The following is a 24,860-nucleotide window of genomic DNA, read 5'->3' on the forward strand; positions in this document are numbered from 1 at the left end:
GGTCAGACTTCCTTCTTCAGCGTGTCCGACATCCGCAGCGCGAGCGCCGCGATCGTCAGCGTCACGTTCACCGTACCGACGGTCGGCATCGTCGAGCTGCTCGAGATGAACAGGTTCGGATGGTCGAACGTGCGGCAGTCCTTGTCGACGACCGAGTCGCGTGCATCCGCGCCCATGATCGTCGCGCCCGTGATGTGGTTGTTCGGCGCGAACTCGTCGTTGAAGACGACTTCGGTACCGCCCAGCACCTTCGCGGCCGTCGCGTAGACCTCGCGCGTATGCACGGCGCCGCGCTTCACGTAGTCGTCGATCGCGTAGGTGATCTCGGGGCGCGGAATGCCGATCGCGTCGGTGGCCGTCTTGCTCGGCACGATGCGGTTCTCGGGTTGCGGCAGGATCTCGTGGAAGCAGTCGAACTGCACGAAGCGCGCGGAACGGTCGCGGATCTGCGCGTCGAGCTCTTCCGGCTTCATCAGCTTGCCGCCCTTGAAGATCTTCTGCGTTTCCTGGTTGATGCGCGACATGTTCGACAGGTGGATCTTCTTCGCGGCTTCGGTCGCGCGGAACGGGCCGTCGCGGAAACCGATCAGCGACGTCATCTCCTGCGGGCCGCGGCCCGGCCACAGCTTCTCGTTCGCGTAGAACGACACGCCGGTGCCCGGGTGATCCATCAGGTTGCGGCCGACCATGTCCGAGCTGTTCGCGACGCCGTTCGGGAAATCACGGTTCGCGGACATCAGCAGGATCTTCGGCGTCTCGATGCCGTTCGCGGCAATCACGAAGTACTTGCCTTCGACGCGATGGTCGGCGCCCGTCTTGTCCTTGTAGACCGCGGCGGTAATGCGCTTGTCCGGCCCGGTCTCGAGCTTGTAGACGACCGCGCTGTCGATCAGCTTCGCGCCAGCCTGCTCGGCCTTCTCGACGTGCACGATGCCGTTGTACATCGCGCCGATCGGGCAGATCGGCATGCAGTTGTTGTTCCCGCAACAAGTCGGCCGGCCGTCGTACGGGCGGCTGTTGCGCGCGACCGGCTCGGTCACCACGTGGAACTTCGGGTCATAGCCGTTGAGCGCGCTCTTGATCGTCTGCTCGTTGAACGACAACGGCAGCGGCGGCATCGGGTACGGCTCCTTGCGCGGCGAGTACAGGTCTTCCTCGGGGCCCGGGCCCCACACGCCGAGTTCCTCTTCGGCGCGCTGGTAGTAATGCTCGATGTCGTCGTACTGGATCGGCCAGTCGCGGCCGACGCCGTATACCGTCTTCATCTTGAAGTCGTTCGGGATGAAGCGCCACGCCGACGCGGCCCAGTGCCACGTCGTACCACCCACCGCACGAATGTACTGCGAGTTGAACTTGTGCTCGCCCTTCAGGATCAGGTAGTCATTCGGCGGGCCGTATTCCGGATGCGGCGCCCACGCGCTCGACGGGTACGGCGCCATGAAGTCGGTCTTGTCGACCTGGTTGCGGAAGCGCTCGACGATTTCCCAGCGCGGCATGCGCGGGCCGGCTTCCAGCAGGATCACGGACTTGCCCGCCATCGCGAGCTGGTGTGCAACGATCGCGCCTGCGACACCCGACCCGACGACGACGACGTCGGCCTTCTGCGTATCGGTATCGGCCATCAGGCTTGCCTCTCGATCGGTTTGTCGGCCCAGAAGCCGGGTTTGTTGGGGCAATACGACGGGATCACGAGCGTATCGGATACGACGCTGAACATTAATGCTTCTTCGTAGGTAATCACGACGTTGTCCACGATGCCGAGATACCACGCTTCAAGAATCTTGAGCGCGAGTGCTTCCTGATCGGGATTCAGCGAACCGGACGCGAGTGCGCCGGCGAGTTGCGGCAGGCTGTCGGCCGTCTTGAACGAGCCCTTCTGCAAGGCCTGCAGGAAGCGCTGGCCGAGCACGCGGCTCAGCCCCTTCTTGCCGGTCAATGCTTCGGAGAGCGTCATGAACGTATCGAGCGGCGCGGTGCCGGGATCGTCGGCCAGGGCCCGCATCGCCAGCGAGCCCGTGAGGCCCGCCGCCGTCAGCGCCAGTGCGCCCTGCAGCCATTGACGCCGTGTGATGCCTGTTACGGCTGCGTCGCCAGTGCGACGCGAGTGGGGAGTGTTGTCGTTGTGCATGTTTCCTTTTCTCTCGAACACCGGATTCGGGAAAACCACGCTTGATATTTCTCAAACATTGGCGCGGATCTGAAATGTACGCGCACAAATCGGATCGAACAATCTTTTTATAGTCCATTAAATGTTCCGCAATCCGAGACAATCGACATTTCGCTGCTTTTTTGTATCGTCGGCGCGACAAAGTTGCGGCCGACGCACCCATGTCGTACACCGGCGACACACTGACCGCGCGCGACGATGCATGCGCATGTCGGTCGGTTAGAATCGCGTGCAATCAAACAGAAAGCTTCCCTCCGAGGGCGATCGAGCGATGAAGCAGCACGACAAACAGAACAAAACGGAACGCATCCACCACACCACCCGGCTGCTCTGGCGCCTTGGCGCCGTCGCGGCGCTCGGCGGCGCCACGGCACTGTCGCTGCATGCGGGCGCGGCCCGCACGGTGAGCGTCTCGCCGCAAGGCACCGTCACCGAAGTCCGGCAGAGCGTCGTCAAGTTCGACGAACCGATGGTCGCGTTCGGCTCGGCCTCCGCGCCGAATCCCGCGCGCGTCACCTGCAACGATTCCACCGCCGCGCGCGGCCAGGGTCACTGGCTCGACGACAAGACCTGGGTTTACGATTTCGAAAACGACCTGCCGCCCGGCGTGCGCTGCGCGGTCGCGCTCAACGACACGCTGCGCTCGGTCGCCGGCAATGCGGCCAGCGGCCCGCGCCGCTTCACGTTCCAGACGGGCGGCCCGTTCCCGGTAAACGTCCGCCCCGGCTCGCGCGAGATCGAGGAACGGCAGATGTTCGTGCTGAAGCTGAACGGCCCGGCCGAACCGCGCTCGGCGCTCGCGAACATCTGGTGCGAAGCGGCCGGCATCGGCAACCGCATTCCCGTCACGGCCGCCGACGACGATGCGCGCAACGCACTGCTCGATCACTTCGGGCTGAAGAAGGATTCCGCGCGCGTGCTGACGCTGTCGTGCGCGCAGGCGCTACCGGCGAGCGCAAAAATGCAGCTCGTCTACGGCAAGGGCGTCACGAGCCCGAGCGGCATTCCGAACGAAACGGAACGGCGCTTCGATTTCACCGTGCGCGCACCGTTCGCCGCGAGCTTCTCGTGCGAACGCGAGAACGCAAAGGCACCCTGCACGCCGCTGCGCCCGCTCACGCTGTCGTTCAACGCGCCGATCTCGCGCAAGAACGCCGAGGCGATCAAGCTGCGCGGTCCTGACGGTTCGCTGTCGCCGACCTTCGCGGCCGACGACAAGAGCGAGGAAGTCACCACCGTCACGTTCAACCCGCCGCTGCCCGAGCAGGCCGGCCTGACGGTCGAATTGCCGTCGGGCCTGCGCGACGTGACCGACCGGCCGCTGTCCAACGCCGACCTGTTCCCGCTCGCGACGCGCACCGCGCCGATGCCGCCGCTCGCGAAGTTCTCGTCGGGCACCTTCGGGATCGTCGAGCGCTTCGCCGAACCCGATACGCCCGCGCTCGTGCCCGTCACGCTGCGCAACGTCGAGGCCGACCTGCATATCGACGGCCTCAACACCCAGGGCGCGCAGTTCTCGAACCTGAAGGTCGACGACGACACCGCGATTCGCCAGTGGATGCGCACGGTCGACCGCTTCGACAACTGGTCGATGACGGCCGGCTCGATCGACAGCCAGATTCCCGGCCTGCTAGAACGCAAGGGCCAGCACCCCGTCTACGTGCCGCGCGAAGCCGGCGAGAAGGCGCCCGCGCCGAAGGATCGCCGCATCGACGTGCGCTCGCTGACACTGCTCAAGGGCCAGCCCGGCGTGCAGGCGCTGACGCTGCCGAAGGCGGACCCGAAGGCACTGCGCCCGTTCGAAGTCGTCGGCGTGCCGATCGACAAGCCCGGCTTCTACGTGCTCGAACTCGCGTCGCCCGCGCTCGGCCGCTCGCTGCTCGCGAAGCCGTCGAGCATGTACGTGCGCACCACGGTGCTCGTCACCAACCTCGGCGTGCACCTGAAACAGGGCCGCGAAAACAACCTCGTGTGGGTCACGACGCTCGACAAGGGCAAGCCGGTGCCGAACGCGCAGATCCGCGTGTCGGACTGCAACGGCGACGAGATCGCGTCTGGCACGACCGATGCGCAGGGCCTGCTGAAGATCGACGGCGCGTTCGAATCGAAGCGCGCCTGCAGTTCGTCCGATTCGGAGCAACGCTTCGACGACTACTTCGTGTCGGCCCGCGTGAACGATCCGAAGACGGGCCCCGACATGGCGTTCGTCAGCTCGGGCTGGAACCGCGGGATCGAATCGTGGCGCTTCAACGTGCCGACCGACACCGACAGCGCGCGGACCGTGCGCGCGCATACGGTATTCGACCGCACGCTGCTGCGCGCGGGCGAAACCGTGTCGATGAAGCATTTCATCCGCACCGAGACGCTCCAGAGCCTCGCGTTCCCGGCGCAATACCCGACGCGCGTGACGATCCGCCATCTCGGCACGGGCCAGACCTACAAGCTGCCGCTCACGTGGGCGGCCGACCACAGCGCGGACACGCAGTTCACGCTGCCGGCCGCCGCGAAGCTCGGCGAATACAGCGTCGAGCTCGAAGGCGGCCCGGAAGATGCGCCGACCGCCACCTATTACAGCGGCAGCTTCCGCGTCGAGGCGTTCCGCCTGCCGGTGCTGAAGGGATCGATCGGCGCACGGGACGCGCAGAAGAGCCCGCTCGTCGCCGTGAAGGAAGCGCCGCTCGCGGTGCAGATCGACTACGTGTCGGGCGGCGGCGCATCGAACCTGCCCGTGCAGGTGTCGGCGCTGATGAAGTGGGCCTCGCCGCCGTTCGCCGATCGCTTCGAGGATTTCAGCTTCACGCCATATCGCCCCGAAGCAAGCGACGGCAATGCCGACGATGATTCGCAGGACGGCGACAACGCATCGGCGTCGAACAATGATCCCGACGCGACGAAGCTGATCGCCGACAAGCTGCCGTTGACGCTCGACCGCAACGGTGCCGGCTCGGTCACGCTGAAGGGCCTGCCGGACGTCGACGCACCGAAGCGCATCGCGCTCGAAGCGACGTTCGCCGACCCGAACGGCGAAGTGCAGACGATTCGCGGCGACACGATCCTGTGGCCGGCCGCGGTGGTGGCCGGTGTCAAGGCGGGCCGTTGGGTATCGGTCGGCCAGCACGTGCCCGTGCAGGCACTGGCGGTCGACCTGCAAGGCAAGCCGCGCACGTCGGTGCCGATCGAGATCAAGGGTGTCGCGCACATCACGACGTCGTCGCGCAAGCGGATGGTCGGCGGCTTCTACGCCTACGACAACAAGAGCGACACGCGCGACCTCGGCGTGCTGTGCTCGGGCAAGACCGACGACAAGGGCCGCATGGCCTGCGACGCGACACTCGAACAGGCCGGCAACGTGCAGCTGATCGCGGTGGCCAAGGACGGCGACGGCCGCACGTCGAACGCATCGACGTCGGTGTGGGTCACGCGCGAGGACGAACTCTGGTTCGGCGGCGACAACACCGACCGGATCGACGTGATCCCGGAGAAGACCTCGTACGAGCCGGGCGAAACCGCCCGCTTCCAGGTGCGCATGCCGTTCCGCTACGCAACCGCGCTGGTGGCAGTCGAACGCGGCGGCGTGATGGAAACGCACATCGTCGAGCTGAACGGCAAGAACCCGACGGTCGACCTGAAGGTCGGCGAATCGTGGGGGCCGAACGTTTACGTGTCGGTGCTCGCACTGCGCGGCCGGATTCGCGAAGTGCCGTGGTACTCGTTCTTCACGTGGGGCTGGAAAGCACCGGTCGAATGGGCACGCGCATTCTGGCGCGAAGGCCGTCACTATGAAGCGCCGACCGCGTTCGTCGACTTGTCGAAACCCGCGTTCCGCTACGGCCTCGGCGAGATCAAGGTCGGCACGGGCGTGCATCGCCTCGGCGTGACCGTGACGACCGACGCGACGCGCTACACGGTGCGCAGCAAGGCGCAGGCACACGTGAAGGTCACACTGCCGAACGGCCAGCCCGCACCGGCCGGCACGCAGATCGCGGTCGCCGCCGTCGACGAGGCGCTGCTCGAACTGATGCCGAACAACAGCTGGGACCTGCTCGACGCGATGCTGCGGCGACGCGCGTACGGCGTCGAGACGGCCACCGCGCAGATGGAAATCGTGGGCCGCCGCCACTTCGGCCGCAAGGCCGTGCCGGCCGGCGGCGGTGGCGGCAGCGCACCGACGCGCGAACTGTTCGACACGCTGCTGCTGTGGAATCCACGCGTGACGCTGGATGCCAATGGCAGCGCAACCGTCGAAGTACCGCTGAACGACGCGCTCACGCGCTTCCGGATCGTCGCGATCGCCGCAGTCGGCCCCGACCGCTTCGGCACCGGCAGCACGTCGATCCGCAGCACGCAGGATCTGCAGCTGATCTCCGGCCTGCCGCCGCTCGTGCGCGAAGGCGACGCGTTCCGCGCGCAGGTCACGCTGCGCAACACGACCGACCGCGCGATGCAGGTCGTCGTGACGCCCCGCGTGACGGGTGTCGAGGTCGCGCCGCAGACCGTATCGCTCGCGGCCAATACGGCAACCGAAGTCGCGTGGACGATCACCGTGCCCGAACAGGCGATCGACACGGCTGGCGCGCTGAACTGGCGCATCGAAGCAGCCGAGCAAGGCGGCAAGCGCGCGTCCGACGCGCTGGCGGTCGCGCAGAAGGTCGTGCCCGCGCTGCCGGTCACGGTCCAGCAGGCGACGCTCGCGCAAGTCGACGGCACGTTGACGGTGCCGGTGGCCTCCCCGGCCGGCGCCACGAACAACGCGCAAGGCCTGCCGCGCGGCGGCATCGCGGTGTCGCTGCAGTCGAAGCTTGCCGACGGGCTGCCTGGCGTGAAACGCTGGTTCGAACGTTATCCGTACCGCTGCCTCGAACAGCAGACCTCGCGCGCGATCGGCCTGCGCGACTCCGCGCAATGGCAGGCGCTGATCGCCCGCATGCCGGTCTATCTCGACAGCGACGGGCTCGCGAGCTACTTCCCGCCGTCGTCCGACGATTCGCACGCCGGCAGCGCGACGCTGTCGTCGTACCTGCTCGTGGTGTCCGACGAGGCGAGCCGTCTCGACCCGCGCTTCGCGCTGCCGGAAGACCTGCGCACGCAGCTCGAGGCCGGGCTCGCGCGCTTCGTCGACGGCCGCCTCGAGCGCAACTCGTGGGCGCCGCGCCAGGATCGCGACCTGCGCAAGCTCGCCGCGATCGAGGCACTGTCGCGCTATGGCGCCGCGCAGGGCCGCATGCTCGGCTCGATCGAGATCGCGCCGAACCAGTGGCCGACCTCGGCGGTGATCGACTATCACGCGATCCTGACGCGCGTGAAGGACATCCCGCAACGCGACGAGAAACGCGCGCAGGTCGAACAGATCCTGCGGGCACGCCTCACGTACCAGGGCACGCAGCTCGTGTTCTCGACTGCGCGCGACGACGACCTGTGGTGGCTGATGACCAGCAACGAGACCAACGCGGCACGTCTCGCGCTGGAATTCGCGGGCGACCCGGCGTGGAAGGACGAGATGCCGCGCGTGACGGCCGGCCTGCTCGCGTTGCAGCGCCAGGGCGCATGGCAGACGACCACGTCGAACGCGCTCGGCCTGCTCGCGGTCGAGCGCTTCTCGCGCACCTACGAGAGCACGCCGGTGGCCGGCGCGACGAAGGTCGCGCTCGGCGGCGACGAGCGCACGATCTCGTGGTCGCAGGCATCGGCACCCGCGCCGGTCGATACGCCGGCGTCGGCCACCCCGGCCACCCGCGCCGCCGCGTCCCGCAGCGTGATGCTGCCGTGGCCGCGCGCGTCGCAGGCGCCGGCCACGCTGTCCGTCACGCAGGACGGCACGGGCCGCCCGTGGGCCACGATCGAAAGCCTCGCGGCGGTGCCGCTGCGTTCGCCGTTCGCGGCCGGCTACCGGATCACGAAGACCGTCACGCCCGTGTCGCCCGCCGTCAAGGGCGTGCTGACGCGCGGCGACGTCGTGCGCGTGCATCTCGACATCGATGCGCAGAGCGACATGACGTGGGTCGTCGTCAACGATCCGGTTCCGGCCGGGTCGACGATCCTCGGATCGGGCCTCGGCCGCGACTCCGAAGCCGCGACGCAGGGCGAGAAGACGCCGGATGGCGCGTGGCCGGCGTTCATCGAGCGCGACTTCGACGGCTACCGCGCGTACTACGACTATCTGCCGAAGGGCAAATTCTCGGTCGAGTACACGGTGCGGCTGAACAACGTCGGCACGTTCGGGCTGCCGCCGACGCGTGTCGAGGCGCTGTACGCGCCGTCCGTGTACGGCCTGTGGCCGAACCCGCCGATGACCGTGAAGGCGGCCGACGCGGGCAAGTAACGAGAACGTGATGATCGATCTGGTATTACCGCGGCCGGCGCGTTTCGCCGGCCGCGTATTGGTCGCCATCGTGCTGGCCGCGCCGCTCGTCGCGCATGCGCTACCGAGCTACGACGAAGTGCACCGCAACTGGCGCAGCTCGGACTGGGTGCTGCTCGCGCGCGACGGCACGCCGCTGCAGCGCACGCGAGTCGACCTCACCGAACGGCGCGGCGACTGGGTGTCGCTCGCCGACGTGTCGCCCGCATTTCGCGAAGCGATCGTCGTGTCCGAAGACAAGCGCTTCTATGAACACAGCGGCGTCGACTGGCGCGGCATCGCCGGCGCCGCGTGGGGCAACCTGTGGAACGAGCGCACGCGCGGCGCGTCGACCGTCACGATGCAGCTCGCCGGGCTGCTCAGCGATTCGCCGCGCCGGTCGGGCCAGCGCTCGCTGCCGCAGAAGGCGTCGCAGGCGGTCAACGCGCTGCTGCTCGAACGCGGCTGGCGCAAGGACCAGGTGCTCGAGGCATACCTGAACCTCGTGCCGTTCCGCGGCGAGACGATCGGCCTCGCCGCGTTGTCGCAGGTGCTGTTCGGCAAGGCGCCATCGGGCCTCGACGCACGCGAAGCCGCGATCGCGGCCGCGCTCGTGCGCGCGCCGAACGCAACGCCCGCGAAAGTCGCCGAGCGCGCGTGCCGGATCCTGCGCGACATGCATGCCGAGCAGGCCTGCGCATCGCTCGACGGCTACGTGCAACTCGTCACCGCGCGTCCCGCCAGCGCCGCGCGCGACGACGGCGCCGCCCTCGCCCCGCACTTCGCGCGACGCATCGCGGCCGAGGTCCGGCCAACGGCCGGCGCGCAGGTGCGCACGACGCTCGATGCGCCGCTGCAGCGCTTCGCGCGCGACACGCTGGTGCGCGCGCTGACCGAACTCAACGCGCCCGCGCACCGGCGCAACGTGCAGGACGGCGCGGTCGTCGTGATCGACAACGCGACCGGCGAGATTCGCGCGTGGGTCGGATCGTCGGGCGCGCTGTCGAGCGCCCGCGACGTGGACGCCGTGCTCGCGCCACGCCAGGCCGGCTCGACCCTCAAGCCGTTCCTGTATGCGCAGGCGATCGACGAGAAACGGCTGACGGCCGCGTCGCTGCTCGACGATGCGCCGATCAACCTCGCCGCCGGCGGCGGCCTGTACATTCCGCAGAACTACGACAAGGACTTCAAGGGCTGGGTGAGCGTGCGCAGCGCGCTCGGCGGCTCGCTGAACGTGCCTGCCGTGCGCACGCTCGTGCTCGTCACGCCGCACCGCTTCGCGCGCACGTTGACCGCGCTCGGCCTGCCGCTCGCGCAGGAAGGCGACTACTACGGCTTCAGCCTCGCGCTCGGCAGTGCGGACGTCACGCTGCTGTCGCTGACCAACGCGTACCGCGCGCTCGCGAACGGCGGCATTGCGCGCAAGGTCATCGACGTGCCAGCGCCGGCTCCGGCAGCCGGCGCATCCGCCGCGTCGGCCGCGTCGCCCGCCCGCGCCGCCGACGGTACACGCGTGTTCAGCGAGGCGGCCAGCTTCGTCGTCACCGACATCCTGTCCGACAACAACGCGCGTGTGCGCACGTTCGGCTTCGACAATCCGCTCGCGACGCGCTTCTTCTCGGCGGTCAAGACCGGTACGAGCAAGGACATGCGCGACAACTGGACGGTCGGTTTCACGTCGCGCTATACGGTCGGCGTGTGGGTCGGCAATGCGGACGGTTCGCCGATGTGGGACGTGTCGGGTGTCACGGGCGCGTCGCCGGTGTGGTCGGCGGTCGTCGGCTACCTGCACCGCGACCAGCCGAGCCGCGCGCCACGCGCGCCGGCCGGGGTCGAGACGCGCCGCATCACGTTCGAACGCGATATCGAACCGTCACGCAACGAGTGGTTCATCGCGGGAACGGCGGTCGACACGATCCGGCTCGCCGCCCCCGTCACACCGGGCAAGGACGGCGCGCGCGCGCCGCTGACGATCGGCACGCCGACCGACGGCACGATCTTCGCGATCGATCCGGACATTCCGCCGAAGAACCAGCGGATCTGGTTCGAGCGTTCGGCCGGGCGCGCCACGAAGTTTGCGTGGCGGCTCGACGACAAAGTGATCGGCCATGCCGATCGCATCGCGTGGCTGCCGTGGCCGGGCCGGCACCGGCTCGAACTCGTCGACGCGCGCGGCAATGTCGCCGATGCGATCAGCTTCGAGGTGCGCGGCGCGTTCGCAAAGGCGGCCGCGCGCAAGCCCTGAGCGCTTGAGTGGGTGAGCCGGCCTTACTCGCCGGCCGCGTTCGTGTTCGCCTTCGGCGACTGCGGTTGCGCGGAGAAGTCGAGTGCCGGCGCGGTCGAGATCGCCGCCTCGTTCGCGACGCCGAAGTTCGGGCGCGGCTGGTAGCCGAAGATCTTCGCGATCACGACGCCCGGGAACTGGCGGATCTGCACGTTGTAGTGCTGCACCGTCTTGATGTAGCGGCCGCGCGCGACCGCGATGCGGTTTTCCGTGCCTTCGAGCTGGGTCTGCAGGTCGCGGAACGCTTCGTTCGCCTTCAGCTCCGGGTAGCGCTCGGACACCACCATCAGCCGGCTCAGCGCACCCGACAGTTCGCCCTGCCGCTGGTCGAACGCCGCGAGCGCGGCCGGATCCTTTGCCATCTCCGGCGTCATTTGCACGCTGCCCACCCGCGCACGGGCCGACGCCACCTCGGTCAACACGCGTTCCTCGTGCGACGCGTAGCCCTTCACCGACGCGGCGAGGTTCGGCACGAGGTCGGCGCGGCGCTGGTACTGGTTCAGCACTTCGGACCACGCGGCATTGATGTTCTCGTCGGACGACTGGATCGCGTTATAACCGCACCCCGCGAGCGGAGCCAGCACGCAGCACACGAGCAGGATTCGAAACCATTTCATGGTGGATGTTTCCGGTTGAACGCTCCGGGTGGAGCGGTAGGTGAAAAGAAACGGGTGCGCAGGCACGCGGTGCGCGGTGGCTACCAGCGGCCCGATGCACCGCCGCCACCGCTCGAACCGCCATCGCCGCGGAACGAATCGGAGCTCGAGCTCGAGCGCGACCGGGAGCCCGACGAGGAAGACGACGAAGACGAGCCGATGCCCATCAACTTCGCCCAGATCACGGCGAGCACGCACAGCACGCCGAAGATGCCGGACAGCACTTCCTCGACCGAATAATCCATCTCGCGCCCGATCGCGATGATCATGAACAGCGTCCCGCCCACGATCGCCGTGTATTTGCGCACGCGCGCCGACAGGAACAGGTTGATCCCGAGCAGGCACGGCGCGACACCGGCCGCCGCCGGGACGAACAACGCGGCGCCCAGCATGGCTTCGAGATTGCCGTTGAAGATTGTGCCGACCGGCAGCATCACGATCGGTACGACGCCCGCCACGAGCCAGGCGGCCAGCAGCGCCACCCGGCGGCGCAACTGGCGCCACTGCGCGACCACGCCCAGCACGACGTTGGCCACCCCGAGCAGGAACCAGAACCGCACCCCGCCCGTATTCGCATGTTTCCGCACCGGCAGGCCGTTCGGCTGATACTGTTCGCCGCCGGCCCGTGCGTCACGAGGCGGTGCGTTCGTGGCATCCGCCGTGGTCGCCGTGGCCGTTTCGTATGCGTCGTCGCGCCCGCCGGGCGCCGTCGCGGGTGCCGCCGGCTCCGGCGTGGCGACGTCTGCCGGCATCATCTCGCGTGCCAGCGCGTCCACCGCATCGCTGATGCCTCCTTCGATGCGGTTCTCGCGGAATGCCGGCACGATCCGCTCACGGATGATCCGGCCCGCGACGATGTCCGGAATCGTGCCTTCGAGCCCGTAGCCGACTTCGATCCGCACGGTATGGTCGTTGAGCGCGGCGACGAGCAGCAGGCCGTTGTTGACCTCGGCCTTGCCGAGCTTCCATTGATCGAATACGGTGGTCGCGAACTGTTCGATCGTCGACTGCCCGGTCGACCCGACCAGCAGGATCGCGATCTGCACGCCGAGCCGTTGTTCGAGCGCCGCGAGGCGGTCGGTCAGCTCGGATGCGCAGGCGGCGCTCAGCACGCCCGTGGTGTCCGTCACGCGGCCTTTGAGTGGCGGTGCGGCTTCGGGCTTTGCGGCGACCGGATAGGCCGCTGCGGCAGCCACGTGCGTGCACGCCGACTGGGCCGGGGTGAAAGGCGGGGTGGCCGACGACGCCACGACGGCGTTGCTGCCGTCTTCGGTTGGCGCGGCAATGGCCGCGCCGCCGAACAGCACGACCGCGCCCGTCAGCAAGGCCGTGGCCTTCCAGAAGCCGGGCCTGCGGGCCTCCCCCTTCGTGCTGCGTGTGGGCGGAATGCCGTTTCGGGTCGTGCCTGCCCACGTTGCCGGATCGCCCTCGCCACCCGGCAGGCGCGGCCGGCCCGTCAGTCGTTTCAAGTTCATGTCGGAAACGGCGCGCCGGCTCCATCGGGAGCGGCGCGTTCTCTCGTCGTTTTTAATCGTCCCGCAGCATAACCAATTGCGAAGGGAACTGAAAGGTTTCCGGCCGGCTTCCGGACCTCGTCATTTCAGTCTGTCGTCGTATCGCCCCGATGCCGGCAAAGCCGTGCAGCGCATGACACGCTCGACGGCAGCCCGCCCCGGCCACGAGCGGGCCAAACGGGCCAAGCGGGCAAGCAGCCACCCGATTCGGGACCTAGAATGTGAACGGCACCACCTCTCCGGCGCCCACCGGTTGCCCCACTCTCCTCAAGGCCAGCGACCATGAACATTCACCCCCGCCGTTTCATCCGCCCCGCGCTGGGCACGCTCTGCATCGCCATCCTCGCGACGCTTCAGGCGTGCAACGGCGATGCCTGCTTCGGCGTGGATGTCTGTTTCAACAACAACACGCAGACCGTCGCGCTCTCGGGCACGGCCGCGACGGGCGACGCGCTCGCCAGCGCGCAGGTGGCGGTCAACTGCGTGACGGGTTCGGCGACGACGCTGACGGACGGCGGCGGCAACTATCAGGTGACGGTCAATGCCGTGCTGCCGTGCGCGATCACCGTGACGTCGGGCGGCACGAGCCTGCATTCGCTCGCGTACGCGGGCGGCACGTTCAATACGACGCCTGAGACCGAGCTGATGCTGGTCTATCTCGCCGCCCAACTCGGCACGGACACGGCCACATTGATCGGCAATTTCCAGGGGAATTCGCGCTACCAGCAGGCGATGAACAATGCGAACACCGTACAGGCCGCACAATCGGCCGTGGTGACGAACCTGCAGCAGCGCTATTCGGTCACGCTCGCGGCGCCGGCATTCCTGACCACGTCGTTCACGGTCGGGCAGCCGGGCGTCGACAGCGACCTCGTCGCACTCGCGAAAGCCGGTGCGATCGACTCGAACGGGATGCCGGATCCGGTGGCCGTTTCGCTGCTGGCGCAGGCCGGCGCGGCACATCCGCTGTAAGCGGCCGGCGGCGGAAAGAAGATCGCCCGGGATCGGGCGTCAGGCGCGCGCTTCGGGCTCGCCATCGGCCAGCAGCGCCCACCGTTCGTGGTCGCGCCATTCGCCGCCGATGCGCAGATAGCGCGGCGAAAACCCCTCTTTCGTGAAACCGAGCCGCCGAACCAGCGCAATCGACGCGTGGTTGCCGGGCTGGATGTTCGCTTCGAGCCGATGCAGCCCGAGTTCGCCGAACGCGACGCCGATCGCCGCGCGCAGCGCCTCGGTCATCAGCCCCTTGCCGCTGAACGCCACCATCCCGTAGTACCCGAGATACGCGCTCTGGAACACGCCGCCGACGATCTCGTTGAGGTTCACCACGCCGACCACCGCCCCGGACGTGCGCTCGCGCGCGACGAGGCCGACGTTCGGCCCCGTCAGGCAGCGGGCGAACCACTGGTCGAATCCCGCCGGGTCGGTGAACGAGTCGACCCACGGCAGATGGTGGCTCCGGCTCGCGCGGTTGGCGGCGATCAGATCGGCGGCGTCGGTTCGGGCGACGCGGTTCAGCAGGATCGGGGGCATGGGTCGGTCGACGGGCGGCACTTACGCAGCCTCCCCGCTCCCGCACACGACGGACGCGGCCTGGGCCTGCTGCTGCGACAGGTACCGCAGCAGCTTGGTGACCATCCACACGACGATGCACGACAGCGCGACGAAGAACACCGCGAGCGGCGTCAGGACATGGATCGACACGAAACCGGCCAGCCCCATCATCGCGGACGACACGAGCAGCAGTGCGCAGCCGAGGATCGCGCTCGTCAGGCCGGCGATATGCGGAAACAGCGAATTCCCCTTGGCCATCAGCGTCGGGTACATCGCGCCCGCGCAGAAGCCCATCACGAGCACCGGCGTCGCGAGCGTCCAGACGCGCAGCCCGACTGTGAGCGCCAGCACCAGCATCGCCACCGAGGCCCCCGCCATCACGCGCGCGCCGATGCGCAGACGTTGCTCGGCGCTCGGCAGCCCGCGCCCGTGAATGCGGTTCGACAGGCCGCCGAGGAAATACATCAGCCCGATCCCGAGCGCGAGATAGCCGAAGAAGGTCGGCGGCTTGTGCAGCGTGGTCTGCACCATGAACGGTCCGACGATGTTGAACACGAGCAGGATGCTGTAGCACAGCCCCTGCGCCAGGAAGCAGCTCTGGAACACCGGGCTCGCCAGCACCTTGCCCGCGTTCGTCATCAGCGTGCGCGGCTCGAGATGCACCGGTTTCGGCAAGGTTTCGCGGTAACGCCACAGCAGCGCCCACATCGCCAGCGAGTACACCAGCAGGAACACGAGGCACGCGCGCCAGCCGAACCATTCCTGCAGGTGCGCGCCGATCACCGGCGCGATGATCGGCGCGAGCCCCCATGCGATCGACATGTACGTGAACGCGTGCATCAGCGCCTGGCCGGAGAACGAATCGGTGATGATCGCCTTCGCGAGCAGGTTGGTGGTCGCGATTCCGAAGCCCTGCAGGCAGCGCGCCAGCACGAACGTCTCCAGGTTCTGCGCGCCGAGCGACAGCAGGCAGCCGATCGTGTAGATCACGAGCCCGAACGCGAGCACGCGCTTGCGGCCGTAAGCGTCGGCGATCGGGCCGAAGATGAGCTGGCCGAGCGCGTAGGCCGCCATGTAGCCGGACACGCTCGACTGGATCGCCTGCGGCGTGGTCGCGAACGAACGTGCCATGTCGGGCAGCGCGGGGACGTAGATGTCGATCGCGAGCTGGCCGGCGGACGCGAACAGGCAGATCAGGAACAGCAGGAAACGCGGCGAGTTCGACTCGCGCGCGGGAGTGAGCGTGGCGTTCATGACGGCTGGAAAGGAGGTCGGACAGCAGTGACGCAGCCGCGCGATGTTCGAACTGCGAACACGCGTGCGTCGTGACGAATACCGTATTGTGCCTGTTGTCCAGTCGCGCAGCCGGATTCCCCTGGCGTGGGCGAGGTTGAATGCCGATTGCGGCCTGCCCGGAAATCCGCTATTGGCGTGGCGTCGGCCGCTTGAATCCTGACTTGAGCCGGCACCCGATGGCCCTCCGGCACGTCGCGCTCGCCAACGCACGCGCGATGCCGATGCCGCACCCGGTCGGGTTCGCGATGGCGCCGTGGGCGATATTCCCGTCATCGCGACGGCACGCCCGCTGGCACATTCGGCAGCGCCAGCAACACCGGCCGCGTGTGGGCCGGAAATCAAGGCCTGGCGTGTTTCGCGCCTTCCGCCTTCCGCCTTCCGCCTTCCGCCTTCCGCACCGTAACCGCCGGCACGCGCCGGCGGTTTTTCATGACCAAACGTCGATCAGCACCGACTCCCAATCAATACTGCGCCTGATCCGTCGGATTCCTGAACAGCTGCTTCATCTCCACCGACAGCGGATAGTTGAGGCTCACGCCCTTCGGCGGAATCGGCTGTGTGAACCACTGGTTGTAGAGCTTCTCGGCCGCACCCGACGTCTGCATCTTCGCGATCACGCCATCGACGACATGCTTGAACGCCGGATCGTCCCTGCGCATCATGCACGCGTAGTTCTCGTGGACGAGCGGCGTGCCCGTCACCGTGTACGCACCCGGGTTGCGATCCTTCGCGATCTCGCCGTACAGCAGCGGTTCGTCCATCACGAACGCCACCGCGCGCCCGGTCGTGACGTTCATGAACGCTTCGGCGTGATCCTTGGCGCTGATGATCGTCATGTTCATCGCCTTCTCTTCGTTGAGCTTGCGCAGCAGGCGCTCGTCCGACGTGCCGGCCGTCGTCGCGACCGTCTTGCCCGCCAGGTCCGCGAAATCCTTCACGCCCGAATCCTTGCGCGTGCTGAAGCGGATGCCATACAGAAAAATACTGTTCGAGAACGCGGCCTGCTTCTGCCGTTCGAGCGTGTTCGTCGTCGATCCGCATTCGAAATCGATCGTCCCGTTCTGCAGCAGCGGAATCCGGTTCTGCGACGTGATCGGGATTTCCTTCACCGCGAGATTCGGCAGGTTCAGTTCCGTCTTCAGCTGGTCGATGACGCGCGACGCGATGTCGCGCGAATAGCCGATGTTCTTCTGCTGGTTGTCCGAATACGAGAACGGCACCGACGATTCGCGAATGCCCAGCGACACGACGCCCGTGTCCTTGATCTTCTTCAGCGTGCCGGTAAGGGCCTGCGCGTGCGCGGTACCCGCCAGCGCACAGGACAGCGCAACGGCCAGCCAGCGTAAGCGGCGATCCATGCTTTTCTCCTGACGAAACGTTGATCGAATCGCGATCGTACGCCCGACAAAATTCGCGTCGCATCAGGGAAAGCGTAAACAACCTTCCACCGTGGCCGCCCGTTGAAAGACGTTTGCCGTGCCGCGCAAACCGGCCCGCGACGCAGGTTTCGCCCGACCGGCCACGCGTGGACTCAACCCCACCTTCTGTGCCACACGTTCCAAACGCGCGTTCATGCCGCAACGCACCAACGTAATCGTTTGCGCGCGCACAGGTTTTTCTCGTGAAACGTACTCAAGAAGCCGCCACGCCGGCCGTTACCCAGTGCATGGCGCGTCGCAGCAACCTTGCTGCTGCCGTCAGACAAAAAAAGACAAGGTCCGGGTCAGCCGGACCAGCGCCACCGCCGGCACGACGGTTATCTACGAGGATCGAGTTTCAACATGAGAACCAAGCGTTTCAATTTCGCGCTGGCGCGCTCCGCACATGCGCGCATGCTCGCCGGCATGCTGTCTGCCGCCGCCCTCCTGCCCCTCGCCGGTTGCGGCGGAGGCGGCGGCGACGGCAGCAACCCGTCCTCCTCCAACGCAGCGCCGGCGCCGGCCCCGGCGCCCGCCCCGACCACCCCGACGCCCACGCCCACCACGACCGGCAGCAATGCCTGCCCGACGCAGCAGGCCGCCGTGCAGATGGCCGCGCAGACCGCACCGGCCGAACCGCCGATCGATCACCTGATCGTCAAGCTCAAGACGCTGACGGCCACGCGTGCGATGGCGGCCATCGACAACGGGACGCGGCTCGACGCCGTGATCCAGCGCTCGATGACGCGCTGGACGGCGCCGGTCGCCGGCAGCGCACGTGCCTATGCGAGCACGGTCGGGCAAGCGCCGGTGAACGTGCAGGTCGAACGGACGATCTCGAACGGCGCGGCCGTGCTGTCGCTCGGCCAGCGCATGGCCGCCACCGACGCAGCCGCGCTCGCGCAGGCATTCGCAGCCGATTCGGACGTCGACTACGCGGAACCGGATCACCCGATGCAGATCCGCGACACGCCGAGCGATCCGCTCTACAGCCAGCAGTGGTACCTGTCCGACCCGACCGCCGGCATCGACATGCCGCCGGCCTGGAACGTGACCAAGGGTTCGCCGACCGTCGTCACCGCCGTGCTCGACACCGGTTACCGGCCGCATGCCGACCTCGCCGCGAACCTGATGCCCGGCTACAGCTTCATCAGCAACGTCAACACCAGCAACAACGGCCTGACGCGCGGCCCTGACGCAACCGATCCGGGCGACTGGGTCACGCAGCAGGAACTCAGCAATGCGAACGGTCCGTACTACAACTGCGCGCCGCAGCCGAGCGACAGCAGCTGGCACGGCACCCGCGTGATGGGCGTGATCGGCGCGACCGCGAACAACGGCGCCGGGATCGCCGGCGTATCGTGGCTCGGCCGAATCCTGCCGGTTCGCGTGCTCGGCAAGTGCGGTGGCACGACGAGCGACATCGCGGACGGGATGCGCTGGGCGGCCGGTATTCCGGTCACCGGCGTACCGAACAACCCGACGCCCGCGAAGGTCATCAACCTGAGCCTCGGCGGCGTCGGCGCGTGCAGCACGACGTTCCAGCAGGCCATCGACGACGTGACCGCGAAGGGCGTGACCGTCGTCGTCGCCGCCGGCAACGACGGCCTGTCGACCGGACTCGACCAGCCCGCGAACTGCCGCGGCGTGATCAGCGTCGGCGCAACCGACGCGACGGGCCGCCGCGCGTCGTTCAGCAACTTCGGCGCCGATGTCACGCTCAGCGCACCCGGCGTCAACATCCTGTCGACGTCGAATACCGGCACCACGACGCCGGGCGCGGACACCTACGGCCTCGCGAACGGCACCAGCCTCGCGACACCGCAAGTGTCGGGGGTCGCCGCGCTGATGCTGTCGGTGAACGGCAATCTCACGCCCGCGCAGATCCAGCAGAAACTGCAGGGCGGCACGCGCACGACCAAGCTGGCGGCCGGCACGTCGTGCACCGCGTTGCCGGCGGGCTCGGGCATCCTCGATGCAGGGGCGGCCGTCGCGTCGGTCAACTAGTCACCGGCACCCTGCTTCGACGCGGCCGCGCGCATGCCGACATCGCATGCGCGCGGCCGTTTCATTGGCGGCGATCCGGCGTTTCTCCGCTCGCGCAACGGCTGGATTACGTTTCTCGAAATAACGACTGACAAAAGGGTTGACGCTTCGCACAGCGACCCATTACCATCGCTCCCGTCTAATTACATGGAGTGTTCTGTGAACACCGATGCGAGTTGTAGTTGGTGCTTGACCAACTTGACTGCTGCCTGAGGAAAACGCGCAGAGCCTCGTCTTCTGCCGCATCCCGGGAAGCAGGATGCGGCGTCCTTCCGGCCTGACTGGCCAGATCTCCCGCCGAATTTTCATGGTTGTCGAATGCACGCGATGCGCCGTCGCGCGCGTGCGTTCGTGTTGCGCGCAGCGTCAGCCGCGCGCGCTTTCCGTTCGCGTGCCGTCCGGCCGCGCGCCTTCGTGCGTGCGTCGCTGTCGATCGCCCGTGCCGACTATCCGCAACCGACAGGAGTGCAGATGAACTCAGACGACAGTAGTCGATTACCGCTCGCCGGTGCGACGCTGCACATCGCCCCTCCGGCCGCACCGCACGCGCCGGCGAGCGTTCCCGCCTTCACCGATCCACAGCCGATCGCGCCCGACGCGACGCGGCGGGAAGCGCTCGTGCGTCGATAACGTCACGGTCGCTCCCCGCCCGCCGACTCGTGCGCAAGGAGCAACTCATGACGACACGACACAACACATCGCAAAAGAAACAGCGTGGCTTCATCAAGGCCGGCACCGGCCCGCAGAACGACCCGCGCATCATGCGCGCCGCGCAGGAAGCGGCCCGCCCGCTCGAAGACACGCTGAAGTCGCTGCACACCAGCACGCGCGGCCTTACCTACGACCAGGCCGCCGACCGCCTGCAGCACTACGGCCCGAACGAAATCGCGCACGACAAGCCGCCGCACTGGACCCGCCAGTTGCTGCTCTCGTTCCACAACCCGTTCGTCTACGTGCTGCTGGCGCTGGCCGCCATCAGCTTCTTCACCGACGTCTACTTCGCGGCCCCCGACGATCGCGACTATGTCGGCATGACGATCCTGCTGACGATGGTCACGATCAGCGCGCTGCTGCGTTTCGCGCAGGAATTCCGGTCGCTGCGCGCGGCCGAGAAGCTGAAGGCGATGGTCCGCACGACCGCGACCGTGCAGCGCTCGGTGACCGACACGTCCGAACCGGCCCGCCGCGAGGTGCCGATGCGCGAAGTCGTGACCGGCGACATCGTGCACCTGTCGGCCGGCGACATGATTCCGGCGGACGTGCGCCTGCTCGCGTCGCGCGACCTGTTCATCAGCCAGGCCGTGCTGACCGGCGAGGCGCTGCCGGTCGAGAAGTACGACACGCTCGGCGCGGTCGCCGGCAAATCCGCCAGCACGCGCGCGGCCGGCGCGGCGACCGATACGTCGGCATCGCTGCTCGATCTCGAAAACGTCTGCTTCATGGGCACCAACGTCGTCAGCGGCACCGCAACGGCCGTCGTCGTCGCGACCGGCGAGGACACCTACTTCGGTTCGCTCGCGCGCAACGTCGTGAGCCACAAGCGCATCGAGACGAGCTTCGACCGCGGCGTCGCGAGCGTGAGCTGGCTGCTGATCAAGTTCATGTTCGTGATGGTGCCGATCGTGTTCATGATCAACGGGCTGACCAAGGGCGACTGGCTGAGCGCGCTCACGTTCGCGCTCGCGGTGGCCGTCGGCCTCACGCCCGAGATGCTGCCGATGATCGTCAGCGCGAACCTCGCCCGCGGCGCGGTCGCGATGGCGCGCCGCAAGGTCGTCGTCAAGCGGCTGAACTCGGTGCAGAACTTCGGCGCGATGGACGTGCTGTGCACCGACAAGACCGGCACGCTCACGCAGGACAAGATCATCCTCGAGCACCACCTCGACCTGTCGGGTCACAAGGACGAGGAGATCCTGCGGCTCGGCTGGCTGAACAGCTTCCACCAGAGCGGCCAGAAGAACCTGATCGACATCGCGGTCGTCGCGCGTGCCGACGAGATCGGCGAGCGCGTGAAGCCGCAGGGCTACAAGAAGATCGACGAACTGCCGTTCGACTTCGTGCGGCGCCGCCTGTCGGTCGTCGTCGAGGATGCGCGTGGCACGCACCTGCTGATCTGCAAGGGCGCGGTCGAGGAGATGCTGGCCGTCTCCACGCACGTGCAGGATGAAGACGGCGTGCGTCCGCTCGACTTCGTCGCGCGCAAGCGGCTGCTCGAACAGGCCAGCGCGTACAACGAGGACGGCTTCCGCGTGCTCGTGCTCGCGACGCGCACGATCACGCGCGGCGACGAGCGCCAGCAGTACCGCACCGCCGACGAACACGACCTCGTCGTGCGCGGCTTCCTGACCTTCCTCGATCCGCCGAAGGAATCGGCCGCGCCGGCGCTCGCCGCGCTGCGCGAAAACGGCGTCGCGGTGAAGGTGCTGACGGGCGACAACCCGATCGTCACGATGAAGGTGTGCCGCCAGGTCGGCCTCGAACCCGGCAAGCCGATGCTCGGCACGGAAATCGAAGCGCTCGACGACGCGACGCTCGCGCAGGTCGTCGAACGCACGACCGTATTCGCGAAGCTGACGCCGCTGCAGAAGGCGCGCATCGTCAAGGCGCTGCAGGCGAACGGCCATACGGTCGGCTTCCTCGGCGACGGCATCAACGATGCGCCCGCGCTGCGCGACGCCGACGTCGGCATCTCGGTCGACAGCGGCGCCGACATCGCGAAGGAAACCGCCGACATCATCCTGCTCGAAAAGAGCCTGATGGTGCTCGAGGAAGGCGTGATCAAGGGCCGCGAGACGTTCGGCAACATCCTGAAGTACCTGAACATGACCGCGAGCTCGAACTTCGGCAACGTGTTCTCGGTGCTCGTCGCCAGCGCGTTCCTGCCGTGGGAGCCGATGCTCGCGACCCAGCTGCTCGTACTGAACCTGATCTACGACACGTCGCAGATGCTGCTGCCGTGGGACAAGATGGATCCCGAGTTCCTGAAGAAGCCGCGCAAATGGGAAGCCGGCAACATCAGCCGCTTCATGCTGTGGGTCGGGCCGACGTCGTCGGTATTCGACATCACGACCTACATCCTGATGTGGACCGTGTTCGGCGCGGGCGCGATGTATCACCTGAACGGCGGCGCCGGCGGCCAGATCGTGATGAACTCGGGCTGGTTCATCGAGAGCCTCGTGTCGCAGACGCTCGTCGTGCACCTGCTGCGCACGCAAAAGATCCCGTTCCTGCAAAGCACGGCCGCGCTGCCGGTGCTGCTGTCGACCTTCACCGCGATCGCGATCGGCTGCTGGCTGCCGTTCTCGCCGTTCGCGGAATCGCTCGGCTTCATGCACCTGCCGGGCACCTTCTGGCTGTGGCTCGCCGCGACGATGGTCGGCTACATCCTGCTCGCGCAGATCGTCAAGACGATCTACGTGCGCCGCTACAAGCAGTGGTTCTGAAGATCTTTGCCTGAAGCCGGCCGGCCCGCGCTCCCCTGCATGGGCCGGCCGGCTCGCCACGCACGACAGGTGATCCCATGAAGAGAATGCTTCCGCTCGCAGCCGCGAGCGCCCTCCTCGCGCCGTTCGATGCCCTCGCCACCCATCCGCTCGTCAGCGACGACACGGGCACGCAGGGCAACGCGAACTGGCAGTTCGAGTTCAACGCAGAGGAAACCTCGAAACAGGAAGAAAACGGCCGCCACCAGCTGTGGAACGCGACGCTCACGCGCGGATTCGGCGACCACGTCGATCTCTACGTGAACGCGCCTTACACGCATCTGCAAACGCGCACCGATGAAAACGGCGCCGGGATCGGCGATGTCGAGATCGGCATGAAATGGCGGTTCGTCGAGCGCGGCCCGCTGTCGATCGCACTGAAGCCGAAACTGACCGCGCCGACCGGCAACGACCGGCGCGGGATCGGCACCGGACGCGTGGGTGCCGGCGCAACGCTGCTCGCGCAGCTCGACGTCGCGCGGTTTTCGTTCCTCGCGAATGCGGGCATGACGTATCAGCCGAATCGCCAGGGCGACCTGACGTCGATCTGGGCCGTGTCGGGCGCGGCGATCTACAAGGCGACCGACAAGCTGCAGATCGTGGCCGACATCGGCACGTCGCGCAACACGGAAAGCGGCGCCGGCGCGAATCCTGCATTCATGATCGCGGGCGCGATCTATTCGCCGAAGCCGTGGCTCGATCTCGACATCGGCTACCGGCGCGGGCTGAACGACCAGACCTACGATCATTCGGTGATGGGCGGCGTGACGGTGCGGTGGTAACGCGCCGGTACGCCGTATCGAACCGCAAGACGACGGGCCGCTTCCAGCGGCCCGTTTTTTATTGCGCGTCGTTCGCGCCGAACAGTTGCGCGCACACGGCGCGCCCTTCGTCGGTCAGCGCGGCACTGCCGGTGCCGTCCTCGTTCAACGTCGTCGCGCTCAGGCCCGCGGCGTCGAGCTGCGTCAGCACGCGGCGCAGCGTGCTCATCGGCAGTTGCGCGCGTTTCGCGATCTTCGGCAACGACCAGGTCTTGCCGGCCGGGTCACTTGCGGCATCGTTCAGCGTCGCGAGCGTCGCAACGAGTGCGGGGTCGAGCGGGGATTCGTCGGATTCTGAAGTCATGGATTGCGGTCGGTGAGCAAGACTGGGCTTTCGTACGAGCACCGGCACGCGATCGGGCGACCGCCGCCGGGTGAGGACACTATACTGCCTCGTCCGTCATGCATTCTTGATCGCGGCACGCATGAACGACACGAAGCGTGTGGTGACGGGATCGTCGCGGCCCGACAGCCACGCAAGCCCGACGCGCCACTTCGCGTCCCGGCCGTCGAGCGGCAATACCGTTGCGTCGCGCAGCAGATATTGCGCACGCGACGGAATGAACGCGACGCCCGCGCCGGCCGCGACCGACGCGAGCACCGACTGCACGTCTTCGGCCTGCTGCGTCACGTGCGGCACGAAGCGGCGCTCGACACACCACCGGTCCACCTGCGCGGCCAACCCTTGCCCGCGTGCGCGCTGCAACGCGATGAAGCCAATCTCGTTGAGCGTACCGAGATCGGCCGGCACGCGCTTCAGGCCGAGATGCGGCGGCACCGCCAGCGCCAGCGCCTCGTCGATCACCTTGAACGACGACAGTCCTTCGTCCGACGGCAGGCGCAGGAACCCGGCGTCGAGCTTGCCCGCGCGCAACCGACGCGTCTGCTCCGCGGACGACAGGTCGCTCAGCGTAACGGCAATGCCAGGATTCCGGCTGCGAAACTCGGCGACGAGCTTCGGGACGAGCGTCAGCACCGACAAACAGATGCCCAGCCGCAAATGACCGCGCTGCCCGCTCGACAGCTCACGCGCGCGGGCGAGAATCTCGTCCGCATCGCGCACCAGTGCCTGCGCATCGGGCAGGAAACGCTCGCCGAACGATGTGAGCTCCGCGCCGTGCCGGCCGCGCTCGAACAGCTTGCCACCGAGGCTCGCTTCGAGCGCGCCGATCTGCTTGCTCAATGCGGGCTGGCTCATGTGCAGCGCATCGGCCGCGCGACTGAAATGACACAGCTCGGTGACCGTCAGGAAGGTTCGCAGCAGCTTCAATTCCATTCTTAAAAG

The 24,860-nt window shown here is 67.5% G+C and carries 16 protein-coding genes and 1 pseudogene; 8 read left to right on the top strand and 9 right to left on the bottom strand.

Annotated elements, in window-relative coordinates; translation table 11 throughout:
- Window positions 1-2: 2 nt before the first annotated feature.
- Both QZM67_RS03500 and QZM67_RS03505 read right to left on the bottom strand, forming a co-directional pair.
- Window positions 3-1,622, bottom strand: a complete 1,620-nt coding sequence (locus QZM67_RS03500; RefSeq protein ID WP_043184375.1) for a GMC family oxidoreductase — start codon at window positions 1,620-1,622, stop codon at window positions 3-5.
- Window positions 1,622-2,128: a sugar dehydrogenase complex small subunit gene (locus QZM67_RS03505; RefSeq protein WP_043184374.1), complete on the bottom strand. Its 507-nt coding sequence runs from the start codon at window positions 2,126-2,128 to the stop codon at window positions 1,622-1,624. Before QZM67_RS03505 ends, QZM67_RS03500 begins: the two co-directional genes overlap by 1 nt.
- Window positions 2,129-2,438: 310 nt before the next feature.
- Here QZM67_RS03505 and QZM67_RS03510 point away from each other — a divergent pair, with 310 nt between their 5' ends.
- Window positions 2,439-8,486: an alpha-2-macroglobulin gene (locus QZM67_RS03510; RefSeq protein ID WP_301800785.1), complete on the top strand. Its 6,048-nt coding sequence runs from the start codon at window positions 2,439-2,441 to the stop codon at window positions 8,484-8,486.
- A 10-nt stretch (window positions 8,487-8,496) separates the two neighbouring features.
- On the top strand, window positions 8,497-10,749 hold the full coding sequence (gene pbpC, locus QZM67_RS03515) for a penicillin-binding protein 1C (protein WP_301800786.1): 2,253 nt from the start codon (window positions 8,497-8,499) through the stop codon (window positions 10,747-10,749).
- A gap of 23 nt (window positions 10,750-10,772) precedes the next feature.
- Here pbpC and QZM67_RS03520 read toward each other — a convergent pair whose 3' ends face one another.
- Together QZM67_RS03520 and QZM67_RS03525 are read right to left on the bottom strand one after the other, a co-directional pair.
- On the bottom strand, window positions 10,773-11,405 hold the full coding sequence (locus tag QZM67_RS03520) for a LemA family protein (protein ID WP_043184368.1): 633 nt from the start codon (window positions 11,403-11,405) through the stop codon (window positions 10,773-10,775).
- An 80-nt stretch (window positions 11,406-11,485) separates the two neighbouring features.
- Complete coding sequence (locus QZM67_RS03525) at window positions 11,486-12,919, bottom strand: YgcG family protein (protein WP_301800787.1); 1,434 nt, start codon at window positions 12,917-12,919, stop codon at window positions 11,486-11,488.
- Between the two features lie 321 nt (window positions 12,920-13,240).
- Between QZM67_RS03525 and QZM67_RS03530 the strand changes: the two genes are divergently transcribed.
- Window positions 13,241-13,930: a hypothetical protein gene (locus QZM67_RS03530; protein WP_175024482.1), complete on the top strand. Its 690-nt coding sequence runs from the start codon at window positions 13,241-13,243 to the stop codon at window positions 13,928-13,930.
- A 39-nt stretch (window positions 13,931-13,969) separates the two neighbouring features.
- On the opposite strand, the gene QZM67_RS03535 is transcribed toward QZM67_RS03530, so the two are convergent.
- Window positions 13,970-14,491, bottom strand: coding sequence for a GNAT family N-acetyltransferase (locus QZM67_RS03535; RefSeq protein WP_301800788.1), 522 nt, complete (start codon window positions 14,489-14,491; stop codon window positions 13,970-13,972).
- A gap of 21 nt (window positions 14,492-14,512) precedes the next feature.
- The gene (locus tag QZM67_RS03540; RefSeq protein ID WP_175024484.1) at window positions 14,513-15,766 is read right to left on the bottom strand and encodes a multidrug effflux MFS transporter; all 1,254 of its coding nucleotides are present in this window, start codon (window positions 15,764-15,766) and stop codon (window positions 14,513-14,515) included.
- A 218-nt stretch (window positions 15,767-15,984) separates the two neighbouring features.
- On the opposite strand from QZM67_RS03540, the pseudogene QZM67_RS03545 reads away from it, so the two are divergent.
- Window positions 15,985-16,211, top strand: a pseudogene (locus tag QZM67_RS03545) (hypothetical protein); the annotation flags it as partial.
- Between the two features lie 58 nt (window positions 16,212-16,269).
- On the opposite strand, the gene QZM67_RS03550 reads toward QZM67_RS03545, so the two are convergent.
- Entirely contained in the window at window positions 16,270-17,166 is an 897-nt protein-coding gene (locus QZM67_RS03550; RefSeq protein ID WP_175024485.1) for a glutamate/aspartate ABC transporter substrate-binding protein, read from the bottom strand.
- 423 nt (window positions 17,167-17,589) lie between these two features.
- Between QZM67_RS03550 and QZM67_RS03555 the strand changes: the two genes are divergently transcribed.
- The 4 genes from QZM67_RS03555 (at window position 17,590) to QZM67_RS03570 (ending at window position 23,536) form a co-directional block, all read left to right on the top strand.
- Window positions 17,590-19,233, top strand: a complete 1,644-nt coding sequence (locus QZM67_RS03555) for a S8 family peptidase (protein ID WP_301800790.1) — start codon at window positions 17,590-17,592, stop codon at window positions 19,231-19,233.
- Window positions 19,234-19,743: 510 nt separating this feature from the next.
- Window positions 19,744-19,902: a hypothetical protein gene (locus tag QZM67_RS03560; protein ID WP_175024487.1), complete on the top strand. Its 159-nt coding sequence runs from the start codon at window positions 19,744-19,746 to the stop codon at window positions 19,900-19,902.
- A 47-nt stretch (window positions 19,903-19,949) separates the two neighbouring features.
- A complete protein-coding gene (mgtA, locus tag QZM67_RS03565; protein ID WP_301800792.1) occupies window positions 19,950-22,715 on the top strand; it encodes a magnesium-translocating P-type ATPase in 2,766 nt (921 codons plus the stop codon).
- 77 nt (window positions 22,716-22,792) lie between these two features.
- Entirely contained in the window at window positions 22,793-23,536 is a 744-nt protein-coding gene (locus tag QZM67_RS03570; protein ID WP_301800793.1) for a transporter, read from the top strand.
- Window positions 23,537-23,594: 58 nt separating this feature from the next.
- Here the strand turns inward: QZM67_RS03570 and QZM67_RS03575 are convergent, their stop codons facing one another.
- Window positions 23,595-23,879 (bottom strand): hypothetical protein, encoded by a 285-nt coding sequence (locus QZM67_RS03575; protein WP_021162049.1) that lies wholly within the window; start codon window positions 23,877-23,879, stop codon window positions 23,595-23,597.
- Between the two features lie 96 nt (window positions 23,880-23,975).
- A complete protein-coding gene (locus QZM67_RS03580) occupies window positions 23,976-24,851 on the bottom strand; it encodes a LysR family transcriptional regulator (RefSeq protein ID WP_175024490.1) in 876 nt (291 codons plus the stop codon).
- Window positions 24,852-24,860: the final 9 nt, after the last annotated feature.

This window comes from Burkholderia sp. AU45251, assembly GCF_030482905.1.
Classification (GTDB): Bacteria; Pseudomonadota; Gammaproteobacteria; order Burkholderiales; family Burkholderiaceae; genus Burkholderia; species Burkholderia aenigmatica.

What these genes read in the sequence shown, in the direction of transcription:
- QZM67_RS03560 (WP_175024487.1), top strand. Translation starts at nt 19,744, where the DNA reads ATGAACTCAGACGACAGTAGTCGATTACCGCTCGCCGGTGCGACGCTG.
- QZM67_RS03540 (WP_175024484.1), bottom strand. Translation starts at nt 15,766, where the DNA reads ATGAACGCCACGCTCACTCCCGCGCGCGAGTCGAACTCGCCGCGTTTC.
- QZM67_RS03575 (WP_021162049.1), bottom strand. Translation starts at nt 23,879, where the DNA reads ATGACTTCAGAATCCGACGAATCCCCGCTCGACCCCGCACTCGTTGCG.
- mgtA (WP_301800792.1), top strand. Translation starts at nt 19,950, where the DNA reads ATGACGACACGACACAACACATCGCAAAAGAAACAGCGTGGCTTCATC.
- QZM67_RS03525 (WP_301800787.1), bottom strand. Translation starts at nt 12,919, where the DNA reads ATGAACTTGAAACGACTGACGGGCCGGCCGCGCCTGCCGGGTGGCGAG.
- QZM67_RS03500 (WP_043184375.1), bottom strand. Translation starts at nt 1,622, where the DNA reads ATGGCCGATACCGATACGCAGAAGGCCGACGTCGTCGTCGTCGGGTCG.
- QZM67_RS03505 (WP_043184374.1), bottom strand. Translation starts at nt 2,128, where the DNA reads ATGCACAACGACAACACTCCCCACTCGCGTCGCACTGGCGACGCAGCC.
- QZM67_RS03555 (WP_301800790.1), top strand. Translation starts at nt 17,590, where the DNA reads ATGAGAACCAAGCGTTTCAATTTCGCGCTGGCGCGCTCCGCACATGCG.
- pbpC (WP_301800786.1), top strand. Translation starts at nt 8,497, where the DNA reads ATGATCGATCTGGTATTACCGCGGCCGGCGCGTTTCGCCGGCCGCGTA.
- QZM67_RS03530 (WP_175024482.1), top strand. Translation starts at nt 13,241, where the DNA reads ATGAACATTCACCCCCGCCGTTTCATCCGCCCCGCGCTGGGCACGCTC.
- QZM67_RS03535 (WP_301800788.1), bottom strand. Translation starts at nt 14,491, where the DNA reads ATGCCCCCGATCCTGCTGAACCGCGTCGCCCGAACCGACGCCGCCGAT.
- QZM67_RS03580 (WP_175024490.1), bottom strand. Translation starts at nt 24,851, where the DNA reads ATGGAATTGAAGCTGCTGCGAACCTTCCTGACGGTCACCGAGCTGTGT.
- QZM67_RS03510 (WP_301800785.1), top strand. Translation starts at nt 2,439, where the DNA reads ATGAAGCAGCACGACAAACAGAACAAAACGGAACGCATCCACCACACC.
- QZM67_RS03520 (WP_043184368.1), bottom strand. Translation starts at nt 11,405, where the DNA reads ATGAAATGGTTTCGAATCCTGCTCGTGTGCTGCGTGCTGGCTCCGCTC.
- QZM67_RS03570 (WP_301800793.1), top strand. Translation starts at nt 22,793, where the DNA reads ATGAAGAGAATGCTTCCGCTCGCAGCCGCGAGCGCCCTCCTCGCGCCG.
- QZM67_RS03550 (WP_175024485.1), bottom strand. Translation starts at nt 17,166, where the DNA reads ATGGATCGCCGCTTACGCTGGCTGGCCGTTGCGCTGTCCTGTGCGCTG.